The 13,836-nt window shown below is 64.5% G+C and carries 8 protein-coding genes; 3 read left to right on the forward strand and 5 right to left on the reverse strand.

Annotation, left to right across the window (positions count from 1 at the left end; genetic code table 11):
• The first annotated feature begins 24 nt into the window (after positions 1–24).
• The 3 genes from BM374_RS22450 (at position 25) to BM374_RS22460 (ending at position 7,164) form a co-directional block, all read left to right on the forward strand.
• Positions 25–2,325 (forward strand): heavy metal translocating P-type ATPase, encoded by a 2,301-nt coding sequence (locus tag BM374_RS22450; RefSeq protein WP_092296580.1) that lies wholly within the window; start codon positions 25–27, stop codon positions 2,323–2,325.
• Positions 2,326–2,731: 406 nt separating this feature from the next.
• The gene (locus tag BM374_RS22455) at positions 2,732–4,192 is read left to right on the forward strand and encodes a sensor histidine kinase (RefSeq protein ID WP_092296583.1); all 1,461 of its coding nucleotides are present in this window, start codon (positions 2,732–2,734) and stop codon (positions 4,190–4,192) included.
• On the forward strand, positions 4,189–7,164 hold the full coding sequence (locus tag BM374_RS22460; RefSeq protein ID WP_092296586.1) for a bifunctional [glutamine synthetase] adenylyltransferase/[glutamine synthetase]-adenylyl-L-tyrosine phosphorylase: 2,976 nt from the start codon (positions 4,189–4,191) through the stop codon (positions 7,162–7,164). The genes BM374_RS22455 and BM374_RS22460 overlap by 4 nt, the downstream gene beginning before the upstream one ends.
• A gap of 70 nt (positions 7,165–7,234) precedes the next feature.
• Here BM374_RS22460 and BM374_RS22465 read toward each other — a convergent pair whose 3' ends face one another.
• The 5 genes from BM374_RS22465 to fdhF all read right to left on the reverse strand — a co-directional run bounded on the left by BM374_RS22465 (position 7,235) and on the right by fdhF (position 13,828).
• On the reverse strand, positions 7,235–8,569 hold the full coding sequence (locus tag BM374_RS22465; protein ID WP_244552663.1) for a glycoside hydrolase family 3 C-terminal domain-containing protein: 1,335 nt from the start codon (positions 8,567–8,569) through the stop codon (positions 7,235–7,237).
• Complete coding sequence (locus BM374_RS22470; protein WP_177248459.1) at positions 8,460–9,818, reverse strand: glycoside hydrolase family 3 protein; 1,359 nt, start codon at positions 9,816–9,818, stop codon at positions 8,460–8,462. Before BM374_RS22470 ends, BM374_RS22465 begins: the two co-directional genes overlap by 110 nt.
• A 78-nt stretch (positions 9,819–9,896) precedes the next feature.
• The gene (locus BM374_RS22475) at positions 9,897–10,133 is read right to left on the reverse strand and encodes a formate dehydrogenase subunit delta (RefSeq protein ID WP_177248460.1); all 237 of its coding nucleotides are present in this window, start codon (positions 10,131–10,133) and stop codon (positions 9,897–9,899) included.
• Entirely contained in the window at positions 10,120–10,950 is an 831-nt protein-coding gene (fdhD, locus tag BM374_RS22480) for a formate dehydrogenase accessory sulfurtransferase FdhD (protein ID WP_092296598.1), read from the reverse strand. Before fdhD ends, BM374_RS22475 begins: the two co-directional genes overlap by 14 nt.
• Before the next feature lie 4 nt (positions 10,951–10,954).
• A complete protein-coding gene (fdhF, locus tag BM374_RS22485) occupies positions 10,955–13,828 on the reverse strand; it encodes a formate dehydrogenase subunit alpha (protein ID WP_092296601.1) in 2,874 nt (957 codons plus the stop codon).
• Positions 13,829–13,836 lie beyond the last annotated feature (8 nt).

A 13,836-nucleotide genomic window follows, 5' to 3' on the forward strand; every position in this document is an offset into this window, starting at 1 on the left:
GTTCCGGACGATAATCATCATGCGATGTGGAGCCAGACCAAATCCATAGAGCGGGTGCTGCGATGGAGCTTGGTCGCGATCGCAATCGCGGGATTGTCCGCGGGTGTTGTTGCACGAGTGGCGGGCCGGACCGATCTGGCGGATCTTGCGTGGGAGCTCGGCACCGCGCCCGTGGTCGGTGGATTGGGGGTCTCGATTGTCAGGGACCTTCTGAGCGGGCGCTTCGGAGTGGACGCGATTGCGCTGCTGTCGATGAGCGCAGCGTTGGCGCTCGGCCAGCCACTTGCCGGAGCCGTGGTTGCGCTCATGTATTCCGGTGGCAACGTGCTGGAGGAGATTGCGATCGCACGGGCGGAGCGCGACCTGCGCTCGCTGGCGGATCGGGCACCGCGGCAGGCGCACCGCAAGAGCAACGGTAGGATCGAGGACGTTCCGGTTGACGCAGTCTTGGTCGGCGAAGAGCTCCTCGTAAGGGCGGGCGAGATCGTGCCGGTCGACGGCATCGTTGGCTCGCTCGTGGCTATCATCGACGAATCTGCGGTGACGGGCGAGCCCATCCCTGTCGAGAAGACGCGCGGCAGCGCGGTTCTCTCCGGTTCGCTGAATGTGGGCGAGACTTTCGCGTTGACCGCGACCGCACCGGCAGGCGAGAGCACCTACTCGGGCATCGTGCGCATGGTGACCGCGGCGCAAACCGCGAAGGCTCCCTTTGTTCGGATGGCTGATCGCTTTGCGCTGATCCTTCTACCGGTGACGCTCGTCGTTGCCTTCCTGGCGTGGCGCATATCCGGTGATCTGACGCGCAGCCTTGCTGTGCTGGTGGCGGCGACGCCTTGTCCCTTGATTCTGGCAGCACCGGTCGCCTTCATTGCCGGGGTGGCGCGAGCGGCTCGGCGCGGCATCCTTGTCAAGGGTGGAGGGGCGCTGGAGGCGCTGGCCCGCGCTCACACGGTGCTGTTTGACAAGACCGGTACCCTGACCGTCGGAGGGGCACGGCTGCTTTCGATAGAGGTGGCTCCCGGTGAGGACCCTGACGAGGTCCTCTGGCTTGGCGCATCGCTCGAGCAGGCTTCGCATCACGTGCTCGCCAAGACCGTCGTCGCCGCGGCGCTCGATCGCGGGCTCAAGCTCAAAGCACCCGAACAGGTCAAGGAGACCATGGGCAGCGGCTTGTCGGGACTGGTCGATGGACGCCAGGTCACCGCGGGCTCGCGGGAGCTGCTTCGCTCGCATGGCGAACCGTCGCCTTGGGAGCTGCGGGCGATCCGGCGCGCGTCATGGCGCTCGGCACTGATCGTCTTCGTCGCCCTGGATAGCCGTCCGATCGGCGCGCTGCTGCTGGCTGACGAGTTGCGGGCCGATACGCCGCGCGCGATCCGCCTGCTGCGCGATGCGGGCATCGCGCGAATGGTGATGGTCACGGGCGATCGCGCGGCAGCAGCGCAAGCCATTGGTGCAGCGCTTGACCTCGACGCCGTGCTGGCCGATCGCGTTCCTTCGGACAAGGTCGAGGCGGTGCGCACCGAACAGCGGCTGCATCCGACCATCATGGTCGGCGATGGCATCAACGATGCCCCGGCACTTGCCGTGGCTGATGTCGGAGTTGCGCTCGGCGCGCGCGGCGCGACCGCCTCGTCCGAGGCAGCCGATGTGGTGATTTTGGCCGACCGGCTCGATCGCGTCAGCGAAGCGATCATCATTGCGCAGCGGGCGCGACGTATTGCCTTGCAAAGCATCATTGTCGGCATGGGGTTGTCATTGGTGGCAATGCTGGCGGCCACCGTTGGCTGGCTTGATCCCGTACCTGCGGCCATCGTCCAGGAGGTCATCGACGTTGCGGTCATCCTGAACGCCCTGCGGGCGCTCACTCCGGCGCTTATGAGGGGCGGAGCGCACATCAGCGCGGAGCAGGGGCTGGCACTTCATCACGATCATCAGGCCCTGTTCAAGGACCTCGATCGTTTGCGCAAGGTCGTCGATGCGCTCGATGATGCGGCCCCCGAATCTGCCGCGGCGTTGATCGGCGATGCTCAGCGCATCGTTCAGAGCAGCGTTGTCATGCACGAGCGTGCGGATGAGGACAGTGTCTATCCGAAGCTTGCTGAGGTGCTCCGCGAACGCCACGGCCTCTCCGCCATGAGCCGCGCCCATCGCGAGATTCTGCACCTTACTCGGCTGCTCGATCGGATCGTGGAGGATCTGCCGTCAGAGAAGGTCGATCGCTATCTCGTCCGCGACGCTCAACGGGTGATCGAGGCGATCGAAACGCTGGTGCGCATGCACACAGCCCAGGAGGAGGATATCTACGAAGCGGTGTCTGCGTGAGCGATGCAAATTCAATGTTCCAACGGTCGTCAGGCGGCTTGGTCAAATTCATCTTCGGCTGCGCTGTCGCGGTCGCCAGCCCTGGCGAACTCCATCTGCGCCCGCTTGCCCTCGGGGGACGGAACGCCCACACCGGTCACCACTCCTGCGGTCCACCGCGTGGGGTCCCCACAGTGTCCGCGTGACCGCCAGCTTGCGGGGAATTAACTTGGTTGGAGTTGAGTGGCACTTTAACGTTCCCCTTCCGCTTACCACCTACCGTCACGGGTGCTTTGCGCGTGTTCGGCGATCTTAGGCGATCGCAGACCACTGGTTATGAAGCCAAGGCATTGTAAACAAAGCAGAATTTAAAGAGTGGCGATGCTCGGTGATATCAGACGCGGTATCGAAATTGGATGCATGATCCGTGACGGCATTCGGTAAACTCGTTCGTACCACTGCGTTCCGGCTGACGCTGGTCTATCTGCTGCTGTTCGCGATGTTCGCGGCTTCGCTGCTCGGCTATTTCGCCTGGAATACGCGGCGGCTGATCACCGAAGAGATCACGCAGACGGTAAATGCAGAGACTTCTGAGATCAACGACATCTACGGTCGGCGCGGCTTGCGCGCCCTCGTGCTCGCGATCGAATACCGGGCGCTGCGTCCCGGCGCCAACCTCTATCTCGTCACCACGCCGACCGGGCAGGCGATCGCCGGCAATGTCGGCTCGCTCGCGCCCGGCGTGATGGCGACGCGTGGCTGGTCGGAGACCGCCTACCGGCGGATCGAGGATGCCGATGACCGCGACCATCGCGCGCTGGTGCGCGTCACCGAACTCGAGAACGGTTTCCGCCTCCTGATCGGCCGCGACCTCGCCGAGCGGCGGCGCTTGTTCGGCATCGTCGCCAAGGCGGCGCAATGGTCGATCCTGATCGTCGTCGTGCTTGGCCTCGGCGGTGGCGTCTTCGTCGCGCGCAGGGTGCTGACGCGCATCGATGCGATGTCCGGTACGGCCCATCGCATCATGACCGGCGATCTCAGCGAGCGCCTGCCGGTCGGCCGCAGCGGCGACGAGCTCGACCGCCTCGCCGAGAACCTCAACGCCATGCTGGAGCGGATCGAGGCGCTGATGTCGGGGCTGAAGGAGGTCTCCGACAACATCGCCCATGATCTCAAGACGCCGCTGACGCGCCTGCGCAATCGTGCCGAGGAGGCGCTGGCGAAATCGGGCTGCGAGGCGGATTACCGGGCCGCGCTGGAGCGGACCATCGAGGAATCCGACGGGTTGATCAGGACCTTCAACGCGCTGTTGATGATCGCGCGCGCCGAGTCCGGCCAGGCCCGCGGCAACATGGATGATTTCGATGCCGCCGAGGTCGCGGGCGGCATCCACGAGCTCTATGAGCCGCTCGCCGAAGAGGACGGCATGACCTTGAAGGTGAGGGCGGAGCCGACTCCGGTTCACGCCAACCGCGAATTGATCAGCCAGGCGCTCGCCAATCTCGTCGAGAATGCGATCAAGTACGGCAAGCCGGTCGCGCAGACCGGTGGAACCGTGGTCAGCATGGATTCCAGGCAGATCACGATCGAGGCCAAGCGCGAGGGCGATCAGGTGCTGCTCAGCGTTGCCGATCGCGGCCCCGGCATCCCAGAGGCGGACCGCAAGCATGCCGTCGAGCGTTTCGTGCGGCTGGAAGCGAGCCGCACGCTGCCGGGCTCCGGCCTCGGCCTCAGTCTCGCCTCGGCGGTTGCGACCTTGCATGGTGGCGAATTGCGGCTCGGTGATGCTCAGCCGGGTCTCATCGCCACGCTGGTGCTGCCGGCGCGGGCGGGCGCCGGCGACAGGGTTGCTCCGCCAATGCCGGATGTGCCACAGAAGGTGGCATGAACCACTCCGCGCCGGGAAACGCGGACAAGACTGGGAAGAGTCTGGCCGCACGCTTCGCGGAGGCTCCCCATATTGCCGCTTCCGCAACCCTCGAACGACGTCTTGAAGCATGGTTGGCAGAGCTCGAGCCGGCACATCAGGCCCGTCTCGAAGCGCTGCTGGTCCATCCTTTCGCCCGGGACATCCTGGCCGGCATCGCGGAATTCTCGCCTTATCTGTTCGATCTGGTGCGCGCCGATGCGTCGCGCCTGATCCGGCTGCTCGAATGCGATCCGGACGTACATCTTGCCGCGCTGATCGCGGAGGCGAGGGCTGCCGTGCTCGCCGCCCCCGCCGAGGCTGAGGTCATGCGGCTGCTTCGCCGCATGAAGGCGGAGGCGGCGCTGCTGATCGCGCTCTGCGACATCGGCGGGGTCTGGCCGGTGATGCGGGTGACGGCGGCGCTGACCGATCTTGCCGTCTCTTCGGTGCAGGCGGCGCTTCAATACCTGCTGCGACAGGAAGCCGCACGTGGCAAGCTTTTGCCGCCCAATCCGGAGGCACCGGAAGAGGGCTCCGGCGTGATCGTGCTTGCCATGGGTAAGATGGGTGCGGGCGAGCTGAACTATTCCAGCGACATCGATCTCATCGTGTTCTTCGATCCCGACACCACAACGCTTGCGCCCGACATCGAGCCGCAGCCGTTCTTCGTCCGGGTGACGCAGGGCATGGCGCGCATTCTTCAGCAGCGGACCTATGACGGCTATGTCTTCCGCGTCGATCTGCGGCTGCGGCCCGACCCGTCCTCGACGCAGGTCGCGATCTCGCGAGATGCCGCGCTGAACTACTATGAGCGGGAAGGGCGCACCTGGGAGCGCGCCGCAATGATCAAGGCGCGGGCCTGTGCCGGCGATTCCAGGGCGGGCGAGGCCCTGCTGGCTGAAATCGCTCCCTTCGTATGGCGCAAGCATCTCGATTTCGCCGCGCTCGCCGACGTGCACGACATGAAGCGACAGATGCAGACCTATCGCGGCCAGAGCGAGATCGCGGTGGAGGGGCACAACGTCAAGGTCGGTCGTGGCGGCATCCGCGAGATCGAATTCTTTGCCCAGACCCAGCAGCTGATCGCAGGCGGTCGCCATCCGGAATTGCGGGTGCGGCCGACGCTGGCTGCGCTCAACATTTTGGCGTCCAGCAACTGGATCACCTCTGCCGCGCGCGACGAACTGACCGCAGCCTATGAATTCCTGCGCCGGGTCGAGCATCGTCTCCAGATGATCGCCGACGAGCAGACCCACACGCTCCCCGAGGACAAGGAGGCGGTCGAGCGCTTCGCCTGGTTCTTCGGCTATGACAGCCGCGAGATCTTCGCACGCGACCTGCTGCGCCAGCTCGAGATCGTCCAGGGACACTATGAGAAGCTTTTTGAAGGCGACGATCCCACCGGCACGGCCAAACTGCCGGCGCTTGACTACAGTGCAGGTCCCGAAGATCCGCGCATGCTGCAGCACCTGGCCACGCTCGGCTTCAAGAAGCCCGCTGCGGTCGCGCAGACGGTTCGCGACTGGATCACCGGCGACTACCGCGTGTTCCGCAATGAGGCGACGCGCAGCGCCTTCGTCGAGTTCGTGCCGGCTCTGATCGACGGTCTCGCGCATGCCGAGGAGCCGGATCGCGCCGTCGTGACATTCGATCAGTTCCTCGGAGCGCTCCAGCGCGGTGGGCGGCTGATCACGTTACTCGGCCAGAACCGCGACCTCGTCGCGCTTGTGGCGCTCGTGCTTGGCGCGGCCCCCCGGCTTGGCGAGATGCTGGCGCGGCAGCCGCAGCTGATGGACGGCCTGATCGACCCGCGCTTCTTCGGTGCGATGCCGGATCGGCAGGAATTGTCGGCCCGGCTCGCAACTACGGTACAGGACGCCGGCTCCTACGAGGAGTTTCTGGACCGCCTGCGCCTGTTCGGACAGGAAAGCCTGTTCCTGATCGGCACGCGCATCCTCTCCGGCACCGTCTCGGCGCAGCAGGCAAGCACGGCATTCGCCGATGTCGCCGAAGGTATCGTTCACACCGTGCATGGCCTCGTCGCCGATCGCTTTGCAGCGCAGTACGGCCGGATCAAGGGACAGGAGACGGCGATCATCGCGATGGGGCGCCTCGGCAGCCGCGAGATGACGGCATCCTCCGATCTCGATCTGATCCTGCTGTACGATTTCGACAGCGAGAATCCGGATTCGGACGGCGAGAAATCACTTCAGGGCGCGCATTATTTCGCCCGCTTCACCCAGCGTCTGATCAGTGCCTTCACGACCCGCACCAACTATGGCGTGCTCTACGAGATCGATATGCGACTGCGGCCGTCGGGCCGCGCCGGTCCGGTAGCTTCGAGCCTCGTCTCCTTCGCGGACTACCAGGCCAACGAAGCCTGGACCTGGGAGCACATGGCGTTGACGCGTGCGCGCGTGGTGTCGGCATCGGGAGAATTCCGGGAGCGAATTCAGCGTGTCATCCGCGAAGTCCTCACCCGGCGCCGCGATCCCGCGATCATCGCCATGGACGTCGCCGACATGCGGCGCGCGATCGCGCAGGAGAAGGGCGAGAGCGACCATTGGGATCTCAAATATGCGGCCGGTGGCATGGTCGACATCGATTTCATCGCGCAATATCTCCAGCTCGTGCATGCCCACGACAAGCCGGAGATTCTCGACGTCGGCACCATACAGGTGCTGGACAATGCATGCAGACTAGGCGTGCTCGCACAATCGGAGACCGAGATATTGCGCGCCGCAGCGCGACTCTATCATGATCTCACGCAGATCCTGCGGCTTTGCGTCAGCGACCGCTTCAAGCCGGAGACGGCGGGCACCGACCTTCAGCGCCTGATGGCGCGCGCCGGCGATGCGCCGGATTTCTCATCGCTGGAAGCGCGGGTGAAGGAGACGCAGAGCGAAGTGAGAAGGGTCTTTCGGGGGATCGTAGAAGCTGGCATTTCGTAGGGCGGCAGCATCGCGTATGCAGGTTCTCGCCGTGCGCCAGCAAATCGACGCGTCCGTCTGTTGCAACCTCTCAAGATCGGTTTTTCGCTTCGACATCGAGGCTCAATGGATGATCGACGGAGGACGCGCCGATGGAGATCTTGTAGACTCCCGGGTTGACGATCCAGGCATTGGACTGCTCGCTGAAGTTCGAGAACGCGCGCTGGTCGAGGACGAAGGTGACGACCTTGCTTTCTCCGGGCGCGAGGTCGACCTTGTCGAAGGCACGGAGCAAGCTCGTCGGCTCCGCCGAGGCCTCGGGATAGGTGACGTAGAGTTCGGGAACGGCAGCGCCTCTGACTCTGCTCGTATTCGTCACTTTGACGCTGACCGAAACTCCGGGGTTGCCCTTGAAGGTCGCATCCTTCCCGGGAACGCCGATCCTGAAATCTGGACGGTCTGCGACGATGCCGCTGAAAGCAAACGTCGAATAGGATAGACCATAGCCAAAGGCAAACAACGGCCGCGGGGCGTTCGCGCCGTTGAAGTAGCGATATCCGCTTGCAAGTCCTTCGCGATAGACCGTTACGCGATCGATGCCGGGAAATTGCGTCCTGTCCGCGGTCGGCAGGTCCTCGTCCCTGACCGGAAAGGTGACCGGCAGCCGGCCGCTCGGATTGACGTCACCGAACAGGACCGAGGCCAGGGCTGCAGCGCCTTTGGTGCCGCCATACCAGGCTTCCACCACGGCCGACGCGCGGTCCAGCCAGGGCATGGTGACGGCGCTTCCCGTCGCCAGCACCACGATCGTGCGCGGATTGGCGCGAAGCACGGCTTCGATCAGACGATCCTGGTCATTTGGAAGGCTCAGAGATGGGCGATCAAGCTCCTCCGATTCCAGATCCCTGGCAAATACAATCGCGACATCCGCTGCTGAGGCGGCACGGGCGGCATCGGCGATGTCGGAATCGATCGATTCTGCGGGAGGATGCCAACCGACTTTGAGGTTGCCGGCGCCTGCGATACGAACTTCGATATCATGCAGTCCTGCGGTCAGGTCGAGGCTTCCCTCGGCGACGGCCGCTCCCTTGTCCTTGGACAGGACGCGCACCCCGTCGATCGAAAGCGTGACCGCCGCGTCGGTCACCGCATCGAATTGATAGCGGCCGGCCACATCGGCCAGTAGTTTCGCGCGCCATAGGGCTGAGACCGTTCCTTTCGGCGCTGCCTGTGATGTAGTGACCGTCGATGAAAACTGGCTACCCTGGCTCACGCACAGGCAACTGTCGATGCGGGACTCGATCGTCGTTCCGTCGCTATCGTAGTAAGTGGCCTGCCCCCTTCGTATCGTCCAAAGTGCGCAACGCAGCCGAGGGCAGTTGAGGAAGGCCTCTTGCGGCCGCAATGCCGTAGATCGGATCGACACCGGCTTTGAAGACGATCTTCGCATCTGATATCCGCGCCTTGATGGCATCGAGGAAGTTCATCTTCCCCGCGGGAGATGAATTGGTCGGCCCGCCGTGAATGTGCAGATCCGCGGCCGCCGCGCCGATAATTGCAATCGAGCGCAATGACGGATCGAGTGGCAGGATGCCGTTGTCATTCTTCAGCAAAACGATCGACTGCGCGGCAATGTCCTGCGCTTCCCGTCCGCTTTCGGCAAGGTCAGCCCCGACACGCTGCGGCGGATCGTCGAAAATTCCATATCGGATCATTGATGTGATGATCCGCACGACGGCCGCATCGACGTCTCGTTCCGGGAAATCCCCCTTGGTTACGGCAGCAATCAAATCCTTGCCGTAATACTTCTCTGACCGGAATTCCTGATCGACGCCGAGCGACAGTGATGGCAATGAATGTTCGGCGCCGGCATCGGTGCGGACGATCCCGTCAAACCCCAGTCGCTTGCGAAGCACGTCCTGAAGCAGGTCTGCGTCGTTGCAGGCGTGCACGCCATTGATCCTGGTGTAGGCGCACATGACCATGGCGACGTTGGCGTCCTGGACAGCGTCCTGAAACGGAAAGAGGTAAAGTTCCTCGAGGACTTTGCGCGACAGCCGCGCGTCGGTCGTCTTGCGATCCTGCTCGACGGTATTGACGGCGAAGTGCTTGGCGTCCGCCATCACGCCATTCTCTTGAACGCCCAGCACGTATTGCGTGCCGATGGCGCTTGTCAGCCATGGATCCTCGCCGAACGTCTCATGGGCTCGGCCGTGCCGCGGATCTCTTTGAACGTCGATGTTGGGCCCGTGGATGACGCCATATCCCAGCGCCCTGGCCTCACGCCCGAGGATACGACCATAGGATCGCGCGGCACCGCGCGAGAACGTGGCCGCCAGCGCGACCGAGGCGGGCAGTTGCGTGACATCGTTGCTGCCTTGCCAGATGCCCGCCGGAGAATCGCCCTGGACCATGTCCGGAATTCCGAGACGGGGATTGCCCTTGACGTAGACCTGCCATTTCTGGCCCTCGATTTCCCGCGTCCCGTAGCCGTAGAGCAGCGCGGATTTCTCCTCCAGGGTCATCTGCTTGACGAGAAGTTGCGCGCGATCGCCCGCGGTACGGCTGCGGTCGAGCCATGGCTGATCATCGGCAAGTGCCGTATCGGCCGTCCAAAGCGACGCCATAGCTGTCAGGCGCATTGCAATGGGACGAAGCCGGGTGTTGTCAGGCATGAAAATGCTTCCTCTTGGTGGGTTACCAAAAGGATGGGGCATTCAACCGAAAAAAGGAAGCGCAGGGTAGGCGCGTGTTCAGTGCGCTTCTGGAAGGGAAGTCGTCTGCTTGAGCGCGGTCAGCGCTTCGAGCACGTTCGGCTCCAGGCCCGCGCCGCCGGCCTCCAGATGCGCGAAGATCGCCCGTTTCATCCGGGGATCCCAGAACTTCTTGATGTGGTCGGCGATCCCGGGCACGGCCTTGTCGTGGCCCTGGCTGCGAAAGAACGTACCGATCTGGTTGGCCATGTAGACGAGGCGGTCAGGCGACGACATCGATAATCTCCTGAGCATGATGAGCCGTGATGCGGCCCTCATGCGTGAACACTTCAAACCCGTCGCTGCGGGCAATCGCGATCAGCGTAATACCGGCAGAAGCGGCGGTGCGGACCGCAAGCGCGGTGGGTGCGGAGACCGCGACCAGCACGGGTGCGCCGATGGCGGCCGTCTTCTGCACCATCTCGACCGAGACGCGGCTCGTCAGCAGCACCATTCCTGCACTTGGGTTCGTCCGGCTGCGGGCCAGCGCGCCCGCGAGCTTGTCGAGCGCGTTATGGCGGCCGACGTCCTCGCGCAGGGCGACGATGCCGTGCGAGGGCGACCAGAAGGCCGCGGCATGGACCGCGCGGGTCTGCATGTTGATCGATTGCAGGGGGCCGATCGCCTGCATCGCCGCCATGATCTGCTGCGGCGTGAAGCTCTGCCCCTGCGGCACGATGGAAGCAGGCCGCACGGCTTCGGCGATGGAGTCGATGCCGCAGAGGCCGCAGCCGGTCGGACCTGCGATATGGCGGCGCCGCTCGCTGATGCGCGCGGCGTCCTCGGGCGCCAGCCACATCCGCAGCTCGATACCCTCGTCGAGGCGGACCACATCGAGCGACTTGATGTCGTCGACCGATGTGATGATGCCTTCATCGAGGCTGAAGCCGACCGCAAAATCCTCCAGATTCTGCGGCGTCCCCATCATGACGGCGTAGGCGCCGCCATTGTAGGTCAGCGCCAGCGGCGTCTCCTCGGGGATCAGCCGCGTTCCCTCCGATGCGACACCGTCGCGCCAGATTTCGCGGTCGATGGCCTGAACCGGCACGTGCATGCGGTTACTCCGCGGCCTCGGCGGGCACGATGCGGCGGGATTGCCGCGCCTGCGCGTCGTAGCTCTTCTGCCAGTCGGACGGGCCGTTCGACGGCGAGATCTGCACCGCCGTGACCTTGTATTCGGGGCAGTTGGTCGCCCAGTCCGAATAGTCGGTCGTGATCACGTTGGCCTGCGTGTCCGGATGATGGAAGGTGGTGTAGACGACGCCAGGCGATACGCGGTCGGTGATCTCGGCGCGGAGGGTGGTTTCGCCGGCGCGGCTCGTCAGCCGCACCCAGTCGCCATCGCGCACGCCGCGCTGCTCGGCGTCGTGGGGATGAATCTCGAGCCGGTCTTCGGCATGCCAGATCACGTTCTCGGTGCGCCGTGTCTGCGCGCCGACATTGTACTGGCTGAGGATGCGGCCCGTGGTCAGCAGCAGCGGGAAGCGGGGGCCGGTGCGCTCGTCGGTCGCGACATATTCGGTGACGACGAACTTGCCCTTGCCGCGGACGAAGCCGTCGATGTGCATCACCGGCGTGCCCTCGGGCGCCTTCTCGTTGCAGGGCCACTGTACCGATCCGAGCTCGTCCAGCTTGGCATAGGAGACGCCCGCGAAGGTCGGGGTCAGCGCCGCGATCTCGTCCATGATCTCGGACGGATGGCTGTAGTTCATCTCGAAGCCCATCGCCTTGGCGAGGGCAATGGTGACTTCCCAGTCGGCCATGCCGTTCTTCGGCGACATCACCTTCCGGACGCGCTGGATGCGGCGCTCGGCATTGGTGAAGGTGCCGTCCTTCTCGAGGAAGCTCGAGCCGGGCAGGAACACATGGGCGTAGTTCGCGGTCTCGTTCAGGAACAGGTCGTGGACGATGACGCACTCCATCGCCGACAGCGCCGCCACCACATGCGTGGTGTTGGGGTCGGACTGCAGGATGTCCTCGCCCTGCACATAGAGCCCCATGAACGTGCCTTCGATGGCGGCATCGAACATGTTGGGAATGCGCAGGCCCGGCTCCGGGTTGAGCTTGACCTCCCACATCGCTTCGAACTGCTCGCGCACGGCATCGCCCGCGATGTGCCGATAGCCGGGCAGCTCGTGCGGGAACGAGCCCATGTCACAGGAGCCCTGCACGTTGTTCTGGCCGCGCAGCGGGTTCACGCCGACGCCGGGACGGCCGATATTGCCGGTGGCCATCGCGAGGTTGGCGATCGCGATCACCGTGGTCGAGCCCTGGCTGTGCTCGGTGACGCCGAGGCCGTAATAGATCGCGCCGTTGCCGCCGGTGGCGTAGAGGCGGGCGGCTTCGCGCAGCGCCTTCGGATCGACCCCGGTGAGGATCGCGGTCGCTTCCGGGCTGTTGTTCGGTTGGGCGACGAACGCCGCCCATTCCTCGAACTCGCTCCAGTCGCAGCGCTCGCGCACGAAGGCTTCGTTGACGAGACCTTCGGTGACGATGACATGCGCCAGCGCGGTCATCACGGCAACGTTGGTGCCGGGCAGCAGGGGCAGATGCAGCGCCTTCACATGCGGCGAGTCCACCATTTCGGTCCGGCGCGGATCGATCACGATCAGCTTGGCACCCTGGCGCAGCCGCTTCTTCAGCCGCGAGGCGAACACGGGGTGGGCCGAGGCCGGATTGGCGCCGATGATGACGACGACGTCGGTGTCCTCGACCGAGTCGAAATCCTGCGTACCGGCGGAGGTGCCAAAGGTGGTGGCGAGACCGTATCCCGTCGGCGAGTGGCAGACGCGGGCGCAGGTGTCGACATTGTTGTTGCCGAAGCCGGCGCGGATCAGCTTCTGCACCAGATATGTCTCTTCATTGGTGCAGCGGGACGAGGTGATGCCGCCGATGGCATCGCGCCCGTATTTCTTCTGGATGCCGCGCATCTTCGCCGCGGCAAACGAGAACGCCTCGTCCCAGGACACTTCGCGCCAGGGATCCTCGATCCGCTCGCGGATCATCGGGTTGAGGATACGCTCCTTGTGGTTGGTGTAGCCCCAGGCGAAGCGGCCCTTGACGCAGGAATGGCCGCGATTGGCCTTGCCGTCCTTGTACGGCACCATGCGCACCACTTCCTCGCCGCGCATCTCCGCCTTGAAGGCGCAGCCGACGCCGCAATAGGCGCAGGTGGTGACGACGGAGTGTTCGGGCTGGCCGATCTCGATCACGGATTTTTCCGTCAGCGTCGCGGTCGGGCAGGCCTGCACGCAGGCGCCGCAGGAGACGCATTCGGAGCCCAGGAAACTCTCGCTCATGCCGGGCGAGACGCGGCTGTCGAAGCCACGGCCGGAGATGGTCAGCGCGAACGTGCCCTGCACCTCCTCGCAGGCGCGGACGCAGCGCGAGCAGACGATGCACTTGGAGGGGTCGTAGGTGAAGTAGGGGTTGGACTCGTCCTTCGGCATCCAGGCGGCATTGATTTCACCGTTGGTTTTCGCGAAGACGTGGTTCTCGCCCTCATAGCCGTAGCGCACCTCGCGCAGGCCGACGGCGCCGGCCATGTCCTGCAATTCGCAATCGCCATTGGCGCCACAGGTGAGGCAATCGAGCGGATGGTCGGAGATGTAGAGCTCCATCACACCCTTGCGCAGCTTCTTCAGCCGCTCGCTCTGGGTGTGCACGACGAGGCCATTCATGACCGGCGTGGTGCAGGAGGCCGGTGTGCCGGCGCGGCCCTCGATCTCGACGACGCAGAGCCGGCAGGAGCCGAAGGCGTCGACCATGTCGGTCGCGCAGAGTTTCGGGATCTGGTGGCCGGCGTCCATCGCCGCTCGCATGATCGAGGTGCCCTCGGGCACCGTGACCTCGTTGCCGTCGATAGTCAGGGTGACCATCGTGGTCGATTTGGAAGCCGGCGTGCCGAAGTCGATTTCTTCGATCAGAGACATTGTCGTTC

The sequence above is a fragment of the Bradyrhizobium sp. Ghvi genome (assembly GCF_900115265.1).
GTDB lineage: Bacteria > Pseudomonadota > Alphaproteobacteria > Rhizobiales > Xanthobacteraceae > Bradyrhizobium.